The following is an 18,449-nucleotide window of genomic DNA, read 5'->3' as shown; positions in this document are numbered from 1 at the left end:
TTCGCGCCAGCAATCGGTCAAGCCAACCCTTGCAAGGAAAAAGCGCATGGCACAAAAGCCGCGTCGCAAGCGCGCAGGCAGGCGGCAATCGTCGCTCGCCTCATGGGCAAGCCTGGGCAAGACCGCCGCACGGCAGCTGGAGCGGGCGCACCGGATGGTCGGCCGCAGCCTCGCGCGCACGCTGACCGACGCAGCTAACGGGACGAAGGCAGCGACCAAGGCGGCGGCCAAGGCCAGCGCCACGGCAACCAGGCCCGTCCGATCCCCGGGACGCAAGCGTTCGGCATCCAAAGGGCTGGCCGCCACCGCGCTGGCCGCGTCCTCCTCCCAGGCCGAGGCGCTGCGGCGCGCGTTTTCCGGCGTCGCCTCGCCGGTCCCCGCACCGAACGCGCGCGCAGGCGGGCGCTGGATCGAGGGAAGCTGGGGGAGCAGTCCGCTGACGCTGCGCCACTATCGGCTCTATCTGCCGCAGGAGCCGAGCCGCGCGGCACCGGCGCCGCTGCTGGTGCTGCTGCACGGCTGCGCGCAGGACGCGGGCAGCTTCGCCGTCTGCACCCGTGCCGCGGCGTTCGCGCGGCAGCGCGGCTGCATGGTGCTGCTGCCCGAGCAGTCCTCGCGCGCCAATCCCAATCGCTGCTGGAACTGGTTCCGCGGCGAAGCCATTGCGGCCGCGGAGGCGTCGCTGCTGATGGCCATCGTCGATCATGTCGGCGCGCTGTATCCGGTGCGCGGCAGCGAAATCTACCTGCTGGGCCTGTCGGCGGGCGGGGCAATGGCGCAGACCATGGCGCTGCGCTATCCGGACCGCTTCGCGGCGGTCGGCTCGCACTCCGGCGCCGTGCCGCATGTGGCCAGCAACGCCACCGAAGCGGCGCGCGTGATGCGCGGCGCGATCGGCCAGCCCTCGGCCGCGCAGATGCAGGCGCTGCAATTGCGGCTGGCGGGGCGCACGCCGCCGCCGCTGTTGCTGCTGCATGGCGACGCGGACCGGGTGGTGGCCTTCGACAATGCCGCGGCCAGTGTCAACCTGTGGCTGATGCTGTCGGCGCGCAGCGCGCTGCGCGCGAGCGCGCCCCGTACGATCCAGCGCGGAACGCGGCGGGCGATCACCGTGCTCGATTGGCGCCATGACGGTCGGCCGTATGTCCGGCTGGTGCGGATCGATGGCATGGGGCACGCCTGGAGCGGTGGCCCCGCATCGCAGGCATACGCCGATCCGGCAGGACCGGACGCGCTGCGGCTGGCGTTCGCGTTCTTCGATGCCGCCGCACCGGTGGCGGCCGAAGCCGGCGCGGGCCGGCGTGCGGTGGCTTAGGCCGGCAGCGGCCTCGCCTCGATTTCCAGATCGGTGCGGGCACAGGCGACGCAGGGCAACATCCAGCCGTCGTCCTTTTCGTCCAGGCTCAATCCGGGCCACTCGATCCGGTAGTCGATGTTCCCTGCCAGGCGCCGGCACATGCAGGCGCGGCAGGTGCCGTTGCGGCAGGAACTGGGCAGGCGGATGCCCGCCGCCGCCGCCGCTTCCAGTACGGACTGGCCAGGCTCGGCAGCGAAGGTCGCGCCCGAGGGATGCAGCCGGATGCGCAGCGCCGGCCTGGTCGGCGTGCTCATGCCCGGTCCGGCTCGTTGTCGGCAGCGGGGCGAACGATGCCCTTGCCGTGGGTCAGGTCGCGCAGCGTGCTGGCGGCCGCGTCGGTATCGGTGGCGGGCATGCGCACGGGCAGCCGTACGCGCATGTCGTAGCTGCCTTCGCCGACGGCATACCCGTGCTGCTCGGCCCAGCGCCGCACACGGTCCTCGTCGGCGTAATCGACCTCGATGTCGAGCTGCGCGAAGGGGATCCGTTCGATTCGCTCGCCCAGCTTCAGCGCCGCGGCGATGGCATCGGTATAGGCCCGCACGAGCCCGCCCGCGCCGAGCTTGATGCCGCCGTAGTAGCGCACCACCGCGGCCAGCACCCCGTCGAGTTCGTGATGGCGCAGCACTTCGAGGATCGGCCGCCCCGCCGTGCCGGAGGGCTCGCCGTCGTCGGACATGCCCGATTGCCCGCCGGCCAGCAGCGCCCAGCAGACGTGCGTCGCCGTCGCATGGTCGGCCCGCAGCGCGGCCAGCACGCGCATCGCCTCCTCGCGGTCGGCCACCGGGATGGCCAGGGCCAGGAAGCGGCTCTTGCGGATGTCGATCTCGGCCTGGACGGCAGCGGCGAGGGTGTAGGTGGGCAAGGCGAAACGGCAGGAAAGGGATGGAGCCGGTCAGTGTAACGCGAGCACCGCGCCCGGCCGGCCTGGAAGGTCGGGCAGCGCTAGCCGCGGATCAGCATGACCACCGCGGTGGCGATCAGGCAGACCGAGAACATCGCCCGCAAGCGCCGCTCGGGCATCCGGTGCGCGAGCGCGACACCCCACGAGATCGTCAGCATGCCGCCGATCGACAGCGGGATGCCGCTGACCCAGTCCACGTGGCCGGCATGGGCGTAGGTGCCCAGCGCGACCACCGCGCCAGGCGTGACCAGCGCCAGCGCCAGCCCTTGCGCCTCGGCCTGCCGCATGCCGAACAGCCCGACCATCGCGGGCGCGGCGATCACGCCGCCGCCGACGCTGAAAAAACCCGAGAACGCGCCGCCGACCGCGCCGACCGCGGGCAACCAGCGGTCCGACAGCCGGCGCTGCTCGACGGGCACCGCGCGCCCCGGCAACAGCCGCCACAGAAAGTACAGCGCCATGCCGATCATGAAGCAGGCGAAGATGCGCCGCAGCAGCACCGGGTCCATTGCGGTGGCCAGGCGGGCGAAGACATAGGTGGCCGCGACTGCCGACAGGCCCAGCACCACCGCCGTGCGCAGCGCGATATTGGCGCGGCGCCGATACTGCCAGAAGCCGATCAGCACGTTGGGCGCGATCATCACCAGCGAGGTGCCCTGCGCCAGCTGCTGGTCCATGCCGTACAGCATCCCGAGGGCGGGAATGGCCAGCAGGCCGCCGCCGATGCCGAACAGTCCCCCCAGCGCGCCAAGCGCGCCGCCGAGCAGCAGGGTAAGCAGGGCGGGCAGCCAATGGATATCAGGCATCGGAGTTGCGGCGGGGACGGTGCAGGCGGGGGCGCCGCGGAGCGGGCAAAGTATCCATCATAAAACATTGCTCGGGTTTCCCCTCGTGGCAGGGGCGCCACTGCAAGCCAAGTGTCAACCTTCTGAAAGCCAGCTGAAATCCGCCTTCGCTCAAATGCCGCCATGCAGCGAGCGGCTGCATGAACGTCGCGGCCTTGCCGGCCAGCCGCCACGTGCATCGATCCCCGAACCGGCGCAAGCGGAACACACTTGATCAACCGTCCCTTCTTCCCCTGGCCAGGTCAGCGCGGGCACTGGCGGGCGACCCTGCGCAAGCGGCCGGCACCCCTGCTGGCGCTGCTGGCTTGCCTTGCCGCCAGCGGCCCAGGGGCCGCCGCAGGCCTTGCCGCAGCCGAACTCGCGGCCGAACCCGCTGCCGAGGCGCTCGCCTGTCGCGCGCCCGCCTCGGGCACCATGACGCTGGCCGAGCTGCGCGCGCTGGCCCTGCGCTGCAATCCGGCCTTGCGTCTGGCCCGCGCGGCTGAGCAGCAGAGCGAGGCTGACATCGCGATTGCCGGGCAGCGTCCCAACCCGGTATTGAGCGTCGGCGTCGAGAACATCAACCCGCACGCCGGCATGGGTCCCGGCGGGCTCCAGCGCAAGGCGGTCGATTCCGTGCTGCGCGTGGACCAGCAGATCGAGACAGCGGGCAAGGCGCCGCTGCGCGTGAAGACCGCGCGTGCGGGGCGGGAAGCGGCCAGCGCGGAAACCGGGGCTGCCGCCGTGCAGCAAATCGCGCAACTGGAGCGCTCCTTCTACCAGGCGGCCATCGGCCAGGAGCGCGTCGCCGCGCTGGAGCAGGCGCTGGAACTGTACGAGCGTTCCGCGGCGGCGCACCGGCTGCGCCTGAAGGCCGGCGACATTTCCCGGGCCGACCTGACCCGCATCGAGCTGGACGGCCTGCGCGCCCAGGCGGAACTGCGCGATGCCCGCGCCAGCCACGCCGAGGAGCTGGCCGAGCTGGCCCGGCAGGCAGGCGTGCAGGGCACGCTGTCCCGCATGGAACTGGCAGTGCAATGGCCGGATGCTGGCGCGGTGCTGCCGCTGCCCAGCGAGGAGCAGTCGGCCGAGCTGGTCGCGCTGCGTCCCGACGTGGTAGCAGCGCAGGCAAGGCTGCGCGCCGCGGCGTCGGCACGCGAACTCGCGCGTGCTGGCCGGGTGCCGGACATTACGGTCGGTGCGCAGGTCGAACGGTATCCGGTCAACGGCGGCAACCAGCAGGGCAGCGGCAACAGCTTCGGCGTGTTCGTCTCGATTCCGCTGATGGTCCGGCACCGCAACGACGGCGAGCTGGCGCGCGCGGAGGCCGACTATTACACCGCGCTGGAGGAGCGCAACCGTGTGATGCTCGAGGCCGGCAACGATATCGCGCGGCTGCGCGCCGCACTCGATGCCGCCGCGCGCGCATGGCAGCAGATGCGCGACGCGGTACTGCCCGCCGCCGAGCAGGTCGGCGCCGATGCCGAGCTGGCCTTCTCGCGCGGCGCTACCGGCGTGCTCGATCTGCTCGATGCCAGGCGCGCGCTGCGCCAGGCGCGCCTCGATGCCATCGCGGCGCGCGGCGCGCATGCCAGTGCGCTGTCGGCCTACCTGGCGGCAACCCGTGCCGCCTCCTCCGTGGTCTTCGACCCCTCCTACCCTCGATCCTCCGGCGCGTCCGACGACGTTGCCCCAGTCCATGCAATTCATGCCCTTGCCGATGCCTCCGACCGCTGATCCGATCGCCGCGACGACCTCAGATATGACCGGCCGCGCTGCTGGCTGGCTGAGGGTGCCCTTGATGGCTGTACTGGCCGCGGCGCTGCTGCTCACCGGTTGCGAACGTCATGAAGCGCCGCCCGCGCAGGCCCCCGTGGTCGAGGGCGCCAGCATCACGCTGCCCGCGGGCGCGATGGCCGGCATCCGCGTCGAACCGGTCCGCCAGGGCGCGGCACGCTCGCTTGCCTTGCCGGGCCGGCTGATGTGGAACGAGGACCGTACCGCCCGGGTGGGCAGTCCCTTTGCCGGCCGTGTCACCACCATCCTCGCCGAACCCGGATCCACGGTCCGGGTCGGCCAGCCGCTCGCGGTGCTGGCCTCGCCCGAGTTCAGCGCTGCGCAAGCGGACGCGCGCAAGGCGGGCGCGGACGCGGAGCTGGCCGCGCGTGCGCTGGCGCGCCAGCGCGAGCTGCATGACGCCGGCATCATTGCCCGCAAGGAATTCGATCTGGCTCAGGCCGAAGCGGCACGCGCCGATGCGGAGCGGCGCCGTGCCGAAGCGGTGCTGCGGCAGACCGGTGGCACCCACGCCGCTGGCGACCCCGACGCCGAGGGCTTCGTGCTGCGCGCGCCCATCGCCGGGCTGGTGGTGGCGCGCAACGTCAACCCCGGCATGGAGGTGCGGCCCGATCAGGGCGGCGAGCCACTGTTCCTGATCACCGATCCCAGCCGGCTGTGGGCGCAGATCGACGCCAACGAGGCGGACCTGCGGCTGCTGCGCAGCGGCGGCCAGGTGCAGATCGAATCGGCGGCCTATCCCGGCGAGCGCTTCGCCGGCACGGTGGTCAAGATCGCCGACTTCGTCGATCCCGCCGCACGCAGCGTCAAGGTGCGGCTGGACGTGCCGAACCCGGAGCGGCGCATGAAGGCGGAAATGTTCGTCACCGCCCGGCTGGAAGCCGAGGCGATCACCGGCACCGCGGTGCCGGACAAGGCCGTCTACCTGGTCGAGAACCGTCACTATGCCTTCGTGCGCCGGGGCGAGCGCCGCTTCGAGCGGCGCGAGATCCAGCCGGGTGTGACCGTGGGCGGCATCACCGAGGTCAAGGCGGGGCTGCAGGACGCAGCCGAGGTGGTGACGGACGGCAATCTCTATCTGCAGGACCTGCTGCGCAGCGCACAGATGGACGCGTCCGTGGCCGCCCCCGATACGCTCGCTGCCGGACAGCCGCGCCCGCAGCCGGCCGCAGGCGAGTCCCCCGCCGGCGTGTCCCGCGCCGACGTGTCCCATTGAGACCGGCCCGATCATGATCTCGCGCATCGTCAACTTCGCGCTGCACCAGGCCCTGCTGGTCTGGCTGGCGCTGGCCCTGTTCGTGGCCGGCGGGCTGTACGCCTTCAAGAACCTGCCCATCGAGGCGTTCCCGGACGTCTCCGACGTGCAGGTCAACGTCATCACGCTGTACCCCGGCCGCGCGGCGGAGGAGGTGGAGCGGCAGGTCACCATTCCGATCGAAACCGCGCTGGCCGGCACGCCGAACTCGGTGCGGGTGTTCTCGCACACGCAGTTCGGCCTGTCGTACCTGATGGTGACCTTCAATGACAAGGCTACCGATCTGGTGGCGCGCCAGCAGATCATGGAGCGGCTGCGCAGCGTCGATCTCCCGGAAGGGGTGCAGCCTGACCTGGCGCCGCTGTCCACCGCCATCGGCGAGATCTACCGCTTCCGCCTCTCCGGCCGCGGCCAGAGCGCCCAGGAGCTGCGCACCCTGCAGGACTGGGTGGTCGAGAAGAACCTGCGCCAGGTGCCCGGCGTGGCCGATCTGGTCACCATGGGCGGCACCATCAAGCAGTACGAGGTCAATCCCAACCTGGCCAGGATGCGCGACGCCAATGTCTCGCTGGCGCAGCTGTTCAGTGCGCTGGAGCGCGGCAATGCCAATGCCGGCGGTGGCGCGGTCGCGCATGGGCGGCAGCAGTTCCTGCTGCGCTCGGTCGGCAGCTTCCGCAGCTCCGCCGATATCGGCGCAGTGGTCGTGGCGGAGGTGGGCGGCACGCCGATCCTGGTGCGGGACGTGGCGGAAGTGCGCGTGGGCGCCGCGCCGCGGCAGGGTTTGATGGCGCAGGACGACGAGGAGGACATCGTCTCGGGCATCGTGGTGATGCGCAAGGGCGAGAACCCGTCCATCGTGCTGGAGGCGCTCAAGGAGAAGATCGAGAAACTGAACGACGGCATCCTGCCGCCCGGGGTGCGGATCGAGCCCTACTACGACCGCGCCGACCTGATCGGCAAGACGCTGCATACCGTATTCGGCAATCTGGTCGAGGGCGCGCTGCTGGTGGTCGCCGTGCTGTACCTGTTCCTGGCCAACATCCGCGCCGCGCTGATCGTGGCGCTGGTGATTCCGCTGGCGATGCTGTCGACCTTCCTTGGCCTGACCTTCGTTGGCATCCCGGCCAACCTGCTGTCGCTGGGCGCGCTGGACTTCGGCATCATCGTCGATGGCGCGGTGATCGTGGTCGAGAACATCTTCCGCCGGCTCGGCCAGCTCGATGCGCAGCAGATCCGAGACGGCCGCTCCCGCCTGCGCGCCATCGCCGGCGCGGCGATCGAAGTGGGGCGGCCGACCGTCTTCTCGATGGTCGTCATCATCGCGGCGCACCTGCCGATCTTCACGCTGCAGCGGCACGAGGGCAAGATCTTCGCGCCGATGGCCTGGACCGTCAGCGGCGCGCTGGTCGGCTCGCTGATCCTGTCGCTGACGGTGGTGCCGCTGCTGTGCTACCTGCTGCTGCGGCGCAATATCGCGCACGACGACAACACCCTGGTACGCCTGTGCAAGCGGGCCTATGCGCCGGCGCTGGCCTGGGCACTGGATCACAAGCGCGCGGTGGCGGCGGCTTGCGCCGCGCTGCTGGTGGTGACCGCCGGCGTGGGCAAGCTGCTGGGCAGCGAGTTCCTTCCCGAACTGGACGAGGGCTCGATGTGGGTCAGCTTCGACCTGCCCGCGTCCGTCTCGACCGACGAGGCGCGCGAGCAGGCCGCGCGCCTGCGGCGCGCGATACGCGAGACGCCGGAAGTGCGCTCGACCATCTCCAAGGTTGGCCGGCCCGACGACGGCACCGACCCGAAGCTGATGAACACGGTCGAGATCCTGGTGGACCTGAAGCCGGAGCAGGATTGGCGCAAGGGCATGAACAAGCGCCGCATCATCGGCGAGATCGACGCTCGCCTGCGCCAGCTGCCTGGCATCGAGCCGAACTTCTCCCAGCCGGTGCGGGACAACATTCTGGAGAGCATCTCCCAGATCAAGGGCCAGGTGGTCATCAAGGTCCAGAGCGACGACCTGGAACAGAACCGGCGCGTCGCCCAGCAGGTGCTCGCCAGCGTCAAGCCCGTGCAGGGCGTGATGCGCGCCTTCATCGACCGCGACGGCGAGCTGCCGCAGTACGTGCTTGATTTCGATCGCGCCGAGGCGGCCCGCTACGGCATCAATGTCGCCGACGTGCAGGAGGTGATGGAAACCGCGCTGGCCGGCAAGGCCGCCACCGAGATGTGGGAGGGCGAGCGGCGCTTCAGCGTGGTGGTACGGCTGCGCCCGGGCGAGCGCGCGCTGCCGAGCCTGCCCAACATCCTGATGTCGACGGCCGATGGCGCCCAGGTGCCGCTGTCGCAGCTGGTGCAGTTCCGCGCGGCATCGGGGGCGATGAACATCAGCCGCGAAAACGGCCAGCGCACCACCTCGATCGGCATCTTCATCCACGACCGCGACATGGGCAGCGTGGTGCGCGACATGCAGCAGCAGGTGCGCCAGCATGTCGATACGCAGGGCGCCACCATCGCGTGGTCCGGCGAGTTCGAGAACCAGCAGCGCGCCATGGCGCGGCTGGCGGTGGTGGTGCCGCTGTCGGTGCTGCTGATCTTCCTGCTGCTGTTCCAGGCCTTCCAGTCGGTGCGCAGCGCGGCGCTGATCCTGTCCAATATCCCGTTCGCGCTGGTCGGCGGCGTGTTCGCGCTGTTCCTGACCGGCACGCCGTTGTCGGTGTCGGCCGCGATCGGCTTTATCGCGCTGTTCGGCCAGGCGGTGCTCAATGGCGTGGTGATGGTGTCGTACTTCAACCAGCTGCGGCAGCAGGGACTGCCTTTGCGCGAGGCGGTGGTGACCGGTTCGATGGACCGGCTGCGCACGGTGCTGATGACCGCGCTGCTGGCGATGCTGGGCCTGTTCCCGATGGCGGTGTCGCGCGCCATCGGCTCGGAAACCCAGCGCCCGCTGGCCATCGTCATCATTGGCGGGCTGGTCACCGCCACGCTGCTGACGCTGATCGTGCTGCCCACGCTGTATGAGTGGATGGCGCGGCGCAGCCCGGCCAGCGAACCGGGCGAGGCGGCACCGCAGCCGTCCGCTGCGGGCCACGAACCGGCGGCGATGTAGCGTGCGCGAGCGGCGGGGGACTAGCGGCTGCCCCCGGCCGCTTCGGTGCCGTCCACGGTCTTGACCACGCCCTTGTCGATCATCGACGCGATCTGCGCCTCGTCATACCCGCACTCGGCCAGCAGCGCGACGGTATCCTCGCCCAGCCTCGGCGAGGGGCGGTGGTAGCGCGCCGGCGTTTCCGATAGCCGGATCGGCAGGCCGATGGTACGGATCGGCCCTGCCTGCGGATGCTGCTGCTCGACTACCATGCCGCGGGCCAGGGTTTGCGGATGCGACAGCGCTTCGCCCACGGTATGGACCGGCCCGGCCGGCACGCCGGCCTCGTCGAAGGCGGCCAGCCAGTGCGCCGAAGGACGGGTGGCAAGGATCGCGGCCATCGCCGGCAGCAGCGAATCCCGGTTGCGCATGCGGTCGGCATTGCGGCGGTAGCGCGCATCCTCCAGCCACTGCGGCCGGCCCAGCACCTGGGCGATGCGCTCCCAGTTCTTCTCGTTGGCGCCGCCGACGATGATGTGACCGTCCTGGGTGGCAAACGCCTGGTACGGCGTGGCCAGCACGTGCGCCGAGCCGCTTGGCCCCGGCGACTCGCCAGTGGCGAAATGAATGGCCGCATGCCAGTACAACTGCTGCAGTCCCGCCTCGATCAGCGAGGTCTCGACGATCTGCCCGCGCCCGGTCTTCTGCCGGTGCTGCCACGCCGCCAGAATGCCGACCGCGGCAAGAATGCCGGCGTTGATGTCGGCGATCGAATTGCCAGTGCGCAGCGGCGGACCGCCCGGCTCGCCGGTGATCGACATCAGGCCGGTGAAGCCTTGCGCGATCAGGTCGAAGCCGCCCTTGTCCGCGGCCGGCCCGCTGCGGCCATAGCCGGAAATGGCGCAGTAGATCAGTCCCGGATTGATCTTGGACAGCGCCTCGTAGCCCAGCCCCAGCTTCTCCATGGTGCCGTTGCGGAAGTTCTCGATCAGCACGTCGGCGTCGCGCACCATGCGCAGCAGCACGCCACGGCCTGCCTCCGACTTCAGGTCCAGCGCGATCGCGCGCTTGTTGCGGTTGAGCATCAGGAACGGGGCCGAGACGCCATTGATCTGCGGATCGCGGTAGCCGCGGGCATCGTCGCCGCCCTCGGTCTTCTCGATCTTGATCACGTCGGCGCCCATGTCGGCCAGCATCATGCCGCAGGTCGGGCCGGCCATGATCTGCGCCAGTTCGAGCACGCGCATGCCGGCGAGCGCGCCGGCCGGCGGGGAGGGGTTGGGTGAGGATTGGCTCTGCATCGTCGGATGGGATGTCGGGTTGGTTCAGCGGCCCTGGAACTGCGGCGTGCGCTTGTCGAGAAAGGCGCGGTAGCCGGTGCGGAAATCCTCCGTATCGAAGCAGTCGAACGCTTCGTCCAGCTCCTGCTGCGACAGCGGCGTGCCGGCCGCCAGGCGCCGCGCAAACTTCTTGTGCCAGCGCGCCACCAGCGGGGCGCCGCTGGCGATGCGCTGCGCGGTGGCCAGCGCTTCGGCGGCGACGCCGTCGTCCGGCACGACCCGGGAGACGAGCCCCATGCCATGCGCCTCGGCCGCGCCGATGATGCGGCCCTCCAGCAGCAGCTCCAGCGTGCGCGATTCGCCGATCAGCCGGATCAGCGGCGCCATCTCGGGGTAGGCCATCACCAGCCCCAGGTTCTTGATGGGCGCGCCGAAGCGGCTGCTCTCGCCACAGATGCGGATGTCCGCCATCGCCGCCACTTCGAGCCCGCCGCCGACGCAGATGCCGTGGATCTGCGCGACGATGGGATGGGGGCAGTCCAGCATCGCTTGCGCGGTGGCGTGCATCACGCGGCCGTAGTCGATCGCCTGGGCACGATTGCCGCGCGCGACGGCGAACTCGCCGATATCGTTGCCCGGCGAAAAGGCGCGCTCGCCGGCGCCGCGCACGATGACGCATCGCACGCCCGGGTCAGCGCCCAGCTCCTCGAACACCTCGCCCAGGCGCTGCCACATGGCGAGCGTGAAGGCATTGAGCTTCTCCGGCCGGTTCAGCACCACGGTGGCAATGGCGTCTTCGCGCAGCACCAGCAGGGGTGCGTCGGTCGACGACGCTGGCGCGGCGGTCTCGGGCACGGCGGTCTCGGGCAGGGTTGGCATGGGGCGAGCGTCCTCTGGATCGGTGGCTGATTTGGTATACCATATGACAGGAATGGCGTCGTTCCAAGGGAGATCGCACCATGGTTAACCCCCACGCTACAGACACGCCGGCTGCGGATGCGGAGCGTGAGCTGGCCCTCGGGGTCGCGTTGCCGCCCGTGCTGCCCCAGGGTCAGCGAGGCCGGCGCACGGCAGGATCGAGCACCCCTGGAAGCGCGGACAGCTCGCCAGCGGAGGGCAGCGGGACGCTGGCAGCGAACGTCGCGGAACGGCTGCGCCAACTCATCATCGACGGCACCCTGGTGCCGGGCGTCTGGCTAAACGAGCGCGAGCTATGCGAGCGGCTGCAGGTATCGCGCACGCCGCTGCGCGAGGCGTATCGCGTGCTTGCCGCGGACGGACTGGTGCAGCTGCTGCCCAAGCGGGGCGCGCAGGTGGTCGCCATGTCGCCGGAGGAAGTGGCGGATATCTTCGATGTGCTGGCCGTGCTGGAAGGGCTGACCGGCCGGCTGGCGGCCGAGCGCGCCACCGACGCCGAACTGGACGGCATCGCGGCATTGCACCGCAGTATGCGAGCCGCCTATCGGGCCCGGGATATCGGGCGTTACTACGAGGCCAGCATGGGCACCCACCTGGCGGTCAGCGCCGCGGCCCACAACGATGCGCTGGCCGATACCCACCGCCGGCTGAACCTGCGCGTGCAGAACCTGCGGTATCGCTCGAACCTGGACACCGCCTCATGGCGCCGCGCCGTCGCCGCGCACGATGCGTTCGTCGCCGCGCTGCTGGCGCGCGATGCCGCTACCGTGGAGACCTTGATGCGGGAACATGCGCTGGAGAAGAAGGCGCAGGTTGTCGGCCGTGAATGCAGGTAGCGAAACGGCCAGCTCAACACGCGGGATTCCCCCGGAACTTGCTGCCCTGGATCTGCTTCAGTACCGCCAGGGCATTTCGGGCGTGAACCGCATCCTCCATGAGGTGCGCGGCGACATTGCCTATGCTTATCTCGTCTGCGACACGCGCAGGGATCTGCGAACCCTTCCCATGCGGCGCATTCTTCGTTTCACATAGAGCCGCCTGAAGCAAAAACAAAAGGGCCGGGCCCCGCGCAACACAGGACCCAGCCCCTGGGCGACTGCCGCATCCTGCCGTCCGGTGTCCGGGACAGCCGACGCGGGCATGAACCGCCGACGCGCGCCTTACAGCGCCGCGTCCTTCAGCTTCTTCAGCGCGCGGACCTTGACGCGCACCGATGCCGGCTTGGCGGGGAACCACTGTTCCTGACCGGTGAACGGGTTCTTGCCGAAGCGCTTCTTGGTGGCGGGCACCTGCACCGCGGTCACCTTCAGCAGGCCCGGCAGCGTGAACTCGCCGGCGCCCTTCTTGTGCAGCGAGCCGACCATGGCGTTTTCCAGATGCGCCAGCACGGTCTTGACGGTCTTGGAATCCAGGCCGGTTTCCGTCACCAGGTGGGTCACCAGGCTGGACTTGTTGAAAGTGTCCTTCAGCGGCTTGGCCACCGGCGCGGCGGCGGTCTTGCCTGCGGCCTTGGCCGGTGCCGCACTCTTGGCCGCGGTCTTGGCGGCGGTCTTGCCAGCGGTCTTGGCCGGCGCTGCCTTCTTCGCAGGAGCCTTGGCGGCGGTCTTGGTTGCAGCAGTCTTCGCGGTCGAATTCGCTTTGGTAGCCATGTCGATATCGTGAACAGGTTCAGAGTGAGAGCGCCGGACGATCGGATTGTCGAACCATCGGATATCGAAAATCGCGACCGCAGGGCCATCGGGACCATCGGGACCGGTCAACCTTGCGGGTGAAAGCCAGCCCTCCAACGCCGCGCACAGAATAGCAAAACCACGAATCGGTGCCTATTTTCAAGGGGTTTTTTCGCCGAATGGCCCTATGGCCCCCGAAATGTGTCGCGCGAAAGCTGCAAGCGCTGCCATCGGAGGTAGCGGGAGGGCGATCGAAGCGGGCCGTCGCCGATCAACCGCGCTGTGCTACCCAGATACCGGCGATGATCGCGGCCAGTCCCGCACCGTGATACCAGTGCGGCCACTCGCCCAGCAGCAGCGTGGAAAGGATCGCCGCGAAGGCGGGCGTCAGCGTGACGAAGAACACCGGCAACTGGGCGCCCGCGCGCGCCACCGCCCGGTCCCAGGCGAAGTACGCCAGCAGCGACGGCACCGTCGCGACATAGGTCAGGATGCCGGCGGTCTTCCAGCCCCAGACGATCTGGCCGCCGCCGCTGAGCAGCTCCCACGCGACGAACGGCACGCTGACCGCGACCCCGGCAAGAATCTGCGCGTAGAGCAGCGTGATCAGCGGCAGGTCCGGACGCCGCTTGCGCAGCAGCCAGGTATAGCCGCTCCACGCCAGCGTGGCGGCCAGCATGAACAGGTCGCCCGGCACGAAATCGAACTGCGCCAGCCGGGCCAGGTCTCCGCGCAGCAGCACGAAGCCCACGCCGACCAGGCACAGCAGCGCGCCGGCGACATGCTTGCCGCGCACGGGCTCGGCAAAGAGGGTCACCCCGACCACCAGCAGGAACAGCGGCATCGACGCGCCGATCAGCGTGACATTGATCGGCGTCGAGGTCGTCAGCGCCAGGTATTGCAAGGCGTTATAGCTGGCGATCGACAGGATGCCAAGCAGCACGATCAGCCCGAGGTGCTGGCGCAGCTGCGCGGCATGCGCGCGGAATTCGCGCCAGGCCAGCGGCGTCAGCAGCAGGCCGGCCAGCACCCAGCGCAGGAAATTCAGCGTGATCGGCGGTACCGCGCCTGCGGCGATATGCCCGACGATGGCATTGCCGGCCCAGCTCAACGGCGGGAACGCCAGCAGGAACAAGGTGAGCCAGTCGGGGTGACGCCGGGTGGAGGAGGGGAGCGACATGCGAGGGAGGTTCCGGAAGTTCGTTCTGGCGGGCGCCGGCCAGCCGCGGCGGTTCGCCGGGCGCAGGGGCGAATTATGCAATGCCACGACGATTCCCGTACTTCGCCGGCGTCTCGCGCTGCCCCGCGTGCGGCCCCTTCCATCGGGCGGTAGGCAGCCGTCTTCAGCGCCGATAAGCTCTGTCTGCAATCGAAATATGCACGGCAAGCCGGTGCAAGGCATACCATTCAGCGCATTCCGACCGCCGGCCCGCCACCACGCCGGCGCGCCCGATCGACCGGGGAACCTCGCAGCCGACCATGCAAGCCCTGTACGCTCTTCTTCCCGCCTTCGTCTCCGCAGTCTTCCTCGGGTACGGCCTCTACGTGCTGGTGACCCGCGGCATCACCCGGCTGTCGGTGACGTTCTTCCTGGTCTGCGCAACCACCTTCGCGTGGCAGGGCACCTGGGCCTTCCTGTTCCAGACCACCCATGCCGAGGTCGCGGCGTTGCTGGTGCGGGTGGGCTACCTGTTCATCCTGTTCCTGCCCACCACCTTCTACCAGTTCATCTGCGAGGTGGTGCAGGCGCGCCAGGAGGGCCGCTGGCTGCTGGCGTCGTACATGCTGTCGCTCGGGCTGGCGGTGCTGCTGCTGAGCAGCGATCTGGTGGTCGCGGGGCACTACGCGTACTTCTTCGGCGACTATCCGCGCGCGGGACTGCTGCATCCGCTGCATGTCGCCCAGACCGTGCTGCTGGCCGGCCGCAGCGGCTGGCTGCTGACCACCGCCCGCGCGCAGGCCGTGGGCGAGAAGCGGCAGCGCCTGAGCCTGTGCCTGCTGGCGCTGGCGCTGTATGCCTGCGCGGCGGTCGACTATGCGGTCAACTACGGCCAGGCGTTCTACCCGCCTGGCGTGGTCTTCATTGCGGTGAGCCTGGGCATCATCGCGCTGTCGATCGTGCGCTACGACCTGATGCATCCCTACTCGCTGGCAGCCACGGTCGCCCACGAGGTGCGCACGCCGCTGGCCACCATCCGCATGCAGACCCAGCAGATCGGCGCCTCGCTGCCCGCGCTGCTGCACGGGTACGAAGCGGCGGTACGCGAAGGGCTGGTCGAGGATACGCTGCGTCCCGGGCAGGCCGCGCGCCTGCACGAGATGGCGGACGCGGTGCGGCAGGAGGTGGACGGCGCGCAGACGGTGATCGAGATGGCGCTGGCGTCCATCACGCTGGAGCGGCTCGAACGTGCCGCGTTCGTGCCGGTCGGGGTGGCCGAATGCGTCGGCGCGGCGGTGGAGCGCTATCCATTCCGCCCGGGCGAGCGCGAACGGGTGATCGTGCATCCGATCGCGCCCAGCTGGCGCTTCCGCGGCTCGGATTCGCTGCTGGTCTACGTGCTGTTCAACCTCATCAAGAACGCGTTGCAGGCGATGTCCGGCAACCCCGCCGGCGCCATCCATATCTCGGGGAGCGCCGGGGGCGGGCACTACCGGGTGCATGTCCGCGACGCCGGGCATGGCGTCGCGCCGGACGTGCTGCCGCGCATCTTCGACCCCTTCTTCTCCACCAAGCCGCAGGGTAGCGGCAACGGCATGGGCCTGGCCTTCTGCCGGCGCGTGCTCGAAGCCTTCGGCGGCCGCATCGGCTGCGAGTCGGTGCCGGGCCGGCATACCGTTTTCACGCTCTATCTGCCCGCCATGCCGGCGGCCACCGAGTCGCTGGACCGAGCCGCCGGCGACGATGCGGACGGCAGGGGCGATGTCGGCGCCGCCATGCCGCGCGCCGCTGGCATCTGACCCACTGCAACGCACCGCCGCGGCTTAGCGGCCAGCGCCGCCCGCGCCGGCCGCGCGCCGCTCGGCGAACAGCTCGGACAGCGCCTGCGACGCCCGGATCGCCTTCGGAAACCCGGCCGGCACCGTCACCATGTAGAGGATCTCCTTCAATTCGTCCTCGCTGGCGCCCACATTGAGCGCATATCCGGCGTGGATCTTCATGAAGGCGGTGTCGCCCATCGCGGCAAACGCCGCGACCGCCGCCAGCTGCCGGGTGCGATCGTCCAGTTGCGGACGCGACCAGACGTCGCCCAGCGCGTAGGCCTGCGTCGCCTCCGCCAGGAACGGAAACTCGCTCCGCATCCGCTCCAGATTGGGCTGCGGCTGGCCCTCGTTCAGGCGCAGCACGGTCGCCTCGCCGCGCTGCAGGCGGTCCTGCAAGGTCTGCGCGCTGGATGGCAACGGCGTGGCCGCCAGCACGGGCACCAGCAGGGCCGCGGCAACGGCCGCCGTCGGCAAGGAGAAGACAGCATGGTTCTTCATCGCCGGCCCCTCCCTACGCGCTGGCCGTCGGCCGCACCACGATTTCGCTGGTATCCACATCGGCCGGCTGCGCGATGACATGGGCGATGGCGTTGGCGATGGCATCGGGTTTGAGGGCAATCTGGCGGTAAGTCTTCATCGCCTCGGCCGCGGTCGCGTCGGTGATGGTATCGGCCAGCTCCGACTCCACCACGCCCGGATAGACGCAGGTCACGCGAAGCCTGTCGTTCTCCTGCCGCAGGCCCTCGGAGATGGCCCGCACGGCGTACTTGGTGGCGCAATAGACCGCCGCCGTCGGTACCACCGACAGGCCGCCGATCGACGAGATGTTGATGATCTGCCCATGGCCCTGGCGGTTCATCAGCGGCAATACCGCGGCGATGCCGTACAGCACGCCCTTGATGTTGACGTCCACCATGCGGTCCCACTCATCGACCTTCAGCGACGCCATCGGCGAGAGCGGCATCACGCCGGCGTTGTTGACGATGACGTCGACCCGGCCGTACGCCGCCACCGCTTCGTCCACGAAGGCCTGCATGTCGGCCCGGGATGTCACGTCCAGGCGCCGGTAGCGCGCCTTGCCGCCTTCCTCCTCGATCTGCGCCGCCAGGGCCTGCAGGCGCTCGGTGCGGCGCGCGCCCAGCACGACGGTGGCGCCGGCCTTCGCCAGTACGCGGGCGGTGGCCTCCCCGATGCCGCTGCTGGCGCCGGTAATCAGGATGACTTTCTCTGCAATCGTCGACATGGCTGTTCCTTGTTCGGTTAAGGGGGGACTGCTTGAACCGAATGCTAGGCGGCACCGGCGCGGCGGGGCAGGTGCGTTCCTCCACGTTGATTGCCTAATCCTATTTCGGCTGCCCCCCTGCGCGCGCGAGCCGCCGCCGCTCCATGTACGATGCGGCCATTCCCCTGGAACGGAGCAATGCATGACGTCTGCCGCCACCGAACGACGGATGAACGAGCTGTTGCTGCGGCTGGCCCCCCGGCAGGGCTATACCGAGTCCTTGCTGGACGGGGTGCGGTTCCTGCGCTCGGACCAGCCCATCGGCCGCACGCCGGTGCTCTATGAACCGAGCATCGTCATCGTCAGCCAGGGGCGCAAGCGCGGCTATCTGGGCGAACAGGTCTACCGGTACGACGCCCAGCATTACCTGGTGCTGTCGGTGCCGTTGCCGTTCTCCTCGGAAACCGACGCCAGCCCGGAGGAACCGATGCTCGCCTTCGCGGTGCGCCTGGACATGACCGCCATCGCCGACCTGGTGATCGCGCTGGCCGAGGAAGGCATGCACCCGGCGGCCGCCCCGCAGGGCATCGTGTCCACCCCGCTGGACGAGCCGATGCAGAACACCGCGCTGCGTCTGCTCGAAGCGCTCGATTCCCCGGTGGAGGCCAGGGTCCTCGGTCCGGCACTGGTGCGCGAGCTGTGCTATCGCGTGCTGATCGGCGAGCAGGGCGGCGCCATCCGTGCCGCGCTCGGGCAGCACGGGCAGTTCGGCCGCGTCTCGCGCGTCCTGCGCCGCATCCACGCCAACTATCCGGAGCCGCTCGACGTGGGCGGACTGGCGCGCGATGCGGGCCTGAGCGTCGCCGCGTTCCACACTTATTTCAAGGCCGTCACGCGCACCTCGCCGATCCAGTACATCAAGTCCATCCGGCTGCATCAGGCGCGGCTGATGATGATCCGGGACGGGCTGACCGCTGCTGCGGCCTCCGCCCGGGTCGGCTACGAAAGCCCGTCGCAGTTCAACCGCGAGTTCAAGCGGCAGTTCGGCCGCAGTCCCGGCGAAGAGACCCGCTCGATGAAGGAGGCGTTCGCCCTGCATCCCCCGGCGGTGCTGCGCACCATCGGCATGCCAAGGGCCAGCCATTGAGTGCTTGCCAT

16 protein-coding genes are annotated in these 18,449 nt (G+C 69.7%); 7 read left to right on the top strand and 9 right to left on the bottom strand.

Going from position 1 to position 18,449, the window contains the following annotated elements; genetic code table 11:
• Window positions 1–46 precede the first annotated feature (46 nt).
• Window positions 47–1,315, top strand: coding sequence for a PHB depolymerase family esterase (locus K6V06_RS07400; RefSeq protein WP_255581679.1), 1,269 nt, complete (start codon window positions 47–49; stop codon window positions 1,313–1,315).
• Here K6V06_RS07400 and K6V06_RS07395 read toward each other — a convergent pair.
• From K6V06_RS07395 to K6V06_RS07385, 3 genes are all read right to left on the bottom strand, one after another.
• The gene (locus K6V06_RS07395; protein ID WP_222241642.1) at window positions 1,312–1,611 is read right to left on the bottom strand and encodes a 2Fe-2S iron-sulfur cluster-binding protein; all 300 of its coding nucleotides are present in this window, start codon (window positions 1,609–1,611) and stop codon (window positions 1,312–1,314) included. The two genes, K6V06_RS07400 and K6V06_RS07395, sit on opposite strands and share 4 nt — an antisense overlap.
• A complete protein-coding gene (locus K6V06_RS07390; RefSeq protein ID WP_222241640.1) occupies window positions 1,608–2,222 on the bottom strand; it encodes a YigZ family protein in 615 nt (204 codons plus the stop codon). Before K6V06_RS07390 ends, K6V06_RS07395 begins: the two co-directional genes overlap by 4 nt.
• Before the next feature lie 80 nt (window positions 2,223–2,302).
• Window positions 2,303–3,067, bottom strand: coding sequence for a sulfite exporter TauE/SafE family protein (locus K6V06_RS07385; RefSeq protein WP_222241638.1), 765 nt, complete (start codon window positions 3,065–3,067; stop codon window positions 2,303–2,305).
• Between the two features lie 249 nt (window positions 3,068–3,316).
• Between K6V06_RS07385 and K6V06_RS07380 the strand changes: the two genes are divergently transcribed.
• From K6V06_RS07380 to K6V06_RS07370, 3 genes are all read left to right on the top strand, one after another.
• On the top strand, window positions 3,317–4,822 hold the full coding sequence (locus tag K6V06_RS07380) for a TolC family protein (RefSeq protein ID WP_370637414.1): 1,506 nt from the start codon (window positions 3,317–3,319) through the stop codon (window positions 4,820–4,822).
• Between the two features lie 64 nt (window positions 4,823–4,886).
• A complete protein-coding gene (locus K6V06_RS07375; RefSeq protein WP_255581677.1) occupies window positions 4,887–6,098 on the top strand; it encodes an efflux RND transporter periplasmic adaptor subunit in 1,212 nt (403 codons plus the stop codon).
• A 13-nt stretch (window positions 6,099–6,111) separates the two neighbouring features.
• Entirely contained in the window at window positions 6,112–9,240 is a 3,129-nt protein-coding gene (locus K6V06_RS07370) for an efflux RND transporter permease subunit (RefSeq protein ID WP_222241634.1), read from the top strand.
• Window positions 9,241–9,260: 20 nt separating this feature from the next.
• Here K6V06_RS07370 and K6V06_RS07365 read toward each other — a convergent pair whose 3' ends face one another.
• Both K6V06_RS07365 and K6V06_RS07360 read right to left on the bottom strand, forming a co-directional pair.
• A complete protein-coding gene (locus tag K6V06_RS07365; RefSeq protein ID WP_255581676.1) occupies window positions 9,261–10,520 on the bottom strand; it encodes a CaiB/BaiF CoA-transferase family protein in 1,260 nt (419 codons plus the stop codon).
• 24 nt (window positions 10,521–10,544) lie between these two features.
• Window positions 10,545–11,378 carry an enoyl-CoA hydratase/isomerase family protein gene (locus K6V06_RS07360; protein ID WP_222241632.1) on the bottom strand — a complete coding sequence of 278 codons (834 nt, stop codon included), beginning with the start codon at window positions 11,376–11,378 and terminating at the stop codon, window positions 10,545–10,547.
• Between the two features lie 80 nt (window positions 11,379–11,458).
• Here K6V06_RS07360 and K6V06_RS07355 point away from each other — a divergent pair, with 80 nt between their 5' ends.
• Entirely contained in the window at window positions 11,459–12,253 is a 795-nt protein-coding gene (locus K6V06_RS07355) for a GntR family transcriptional regulator (RefSeq protein WP_222241630.1), read from the top strand.
• 324 nt (window positions 12,254–12,577) lie between these two features.
• Here K6V06_RS07355 and K6V06_RS07350 read toward each other — a convergent pair whose 3' ends face one another.
• Together K6V06_RS07350 and K6V06_RS07345 are read right to left on the bottom strand one after the other, a co-directional pair.
• Complete coding sequence (locus K6V06_RS07350; RefSeq protein ID WP_222241628.1) at window positions 12,578–13,066, bottom strand: HU family DNA-binding protein; 489 nt, start codon at window positions 13,064–13,066, stop codon at window positions 12,578–12,580.
• A gap of 292 nt (window positions 13,067–13,358) precedes the next feature.
• On the bottom strand, window positions 13,359–14,267 hold the full coding sequence (locus tag K6V06_RS07345) for a DMT family transporter (RefSeq protein ID WP_222241626.1): 909 nt from the start codon (window positions 14,265–14,267) through the stop codon (window positions 13,359–13,361).
• Window positions 14,268–14,575: 308 nt separating this feature from the next.
• Between K6V06_RS07345 and K6V06_RS07340 the strand changes: the two genes are divergently transcribed.
• Complete coding sequence (locus K6V06_RS07340) at window positions 14,576–16,045, top strand: sensor histidine kinase (protein WP_222241996.1); 1,470 nt, start codon at window positions 14,576–14,578, stop codon at window positions 16,043–16,045.
• 24 nt (window positions 16,046–16,069) lie between these two features.
• Here the strand turns inward: K6V06_RS07340 and K6V06_RS07335 are convergent, their stop codons facing one another.
• Window positions 16,070–16,567, bottom strand: coding sequence for a carboxymuconolactone decarboxylase family protein (locus tag K6V06_RS07335; RefSeq protein ID WP_222241624.1), 498 nt, complete (start codon window positions 16,565–16,567; stop codon window positions 16,070–16,072).
• Between the two features lie 13 nt (window positions 16,568–16,580).
• Window positions 16,581–17,312 (bottom strand): SDR family oxidoreductase, encoded by a 732-nt coding sequence (locus K6V06_RS07330; RefSeq protein ID WP_222241622.1) that lies wholly within the window; start codon window positions 17,310–17,312, stop codon window positions 16,581–16,583.
• Between the two features lie 181 nt (window positions 17,313–17,493).
• Here K6V06_RS07330 and K6V06_RS07325 point away from each other — a divergent pair, with 181 nt between their 5' ends.
• Window positions 17,494–18,438, top strand: coding sequence for an AraC family transcriptional regulator (locus K6V06_RS07325; RefSeq protein WP_255581675.1), 945 nt, complete (start codon window positions 17,494–17,496; stop codon window positions 18,436–18,438).
• The last annotated feature ends 11 nt before the right edge of the window (window positions 18,439–18,449 follow it).

Origin of the sequence: Cupriavidus sp. AU9028, assembly GCF_019795295.1 — a bacterium.
Taxonomy (GTDB): domain Bacteria; phylum Pseudomonadota; class Gammaproteobacteria; order Burkholderiales; family Burkholderiaceae; genus Cupriavidus.
This window is presented reverse-complemented; position numbering and strand designations above follow the sequence as displayed.

What these genes read in the sequence shown, in the direction of transcription:
- K6V06_RS07355 (WP_222241630.1), top strand. Translation starts at nt 11,459, where the DNA reads ATGGTTAACCCCCACGCTACAGACACGCCGGCTGCGGATGCGGAGCGT.
- K6V06_RS07350 (WP_222241628.1), bottom strand. Translation starts at nt 13,066, where the DNA reads ATGGCTACCAAAGCGAATTCGACCGCGAAGACTGCTGCAACCAAGACC.
- K6V06_RS07345 (WP_222241626.1), bottom strand. Translation starts at nt 14,267, where the DNA reads ATGTCGCTCCCCTCCTCCACCCGGCGTCACCCCGACTGGCTCACCTTG.
- K6V06_RS07330 (WP_222241622.1), bottom strand. Translation starts at nt 17,312, where the DNA reads ATGTCGACGATTGCAGAGAAAGTCATCCTGATTACCGGCGCCAGCAGC.
- K6V06_RS07395 (WP_222241642.1), bottom strand. Translation starts at nt 1,611, where the DNA reads ATGAGCACGCCGACCAGGCCGGCGCTGCGCATCCGGCTGCATCCCTCG.
- K6V06_RS07375 (WP_255581677.1), top strand. Translation starts at nt 4,887, where the DNA reads ATGGCTGTACTGGCCGCGGCGCTGCTGCTCACCGGTTGCGAACGTCAT.
- K6V06_RS07360 (WP_222241632.1), bottom strand. Translation starts at nt 11,378, where the DNA reads ATGCCAACCCTGCCCGAGACCGCCGTGCCCGAGACCGCCGCGCCAGCG.
- K6V06_RS07370 (WP_222241634.1), top strand. Translation starts at nt 6,112, where the DNA reads ATGATCTCGCGCATCGTCAACTTCGCGCTGCACCAGGCCCTGCTGGTC.
- K6V06_RS07400 (WP_255581679.1), top strand. Translation starts at nt 47, where the DNA reads ATGGCACAAAAGCCGCGTCGCAAGCGCGCAGGCAGGCGGCAATCGTCG.
- K6V06_RS07335 (WP_222241624.1), bottom strand. Translation starts at nt 16,567, where the DNA reads ATGAAGAACCATGCTGTCTTCTCCTTGCCGACGGCGGCCGTTGCCGCG.
- K6V06_RS07325 (WP_255581675.1), top strand. Translation starts at nt 17,494, where the DNA reads ATGACGTCTGCCGCCACCGAACGACGGATGAACGAGCTGTTGCTGCGG.
- K6V06_RS07365 (WP_255581676.1), bottom strand. Translation starts at nt 10,520, where the DNA reads ATGCAGAGCCAATCCTCACCCAACCCCTCCCCGCCGGCCGGCGCGCTC.
- K6V06_RS07385 (WP_222241638.1), bottom strand. Translation starts at nt 3,067, where the DNA reads ATGCCTGATATCCATTGGCTGCCCGCCCTGCTTACCCTGCTGCTCGGC.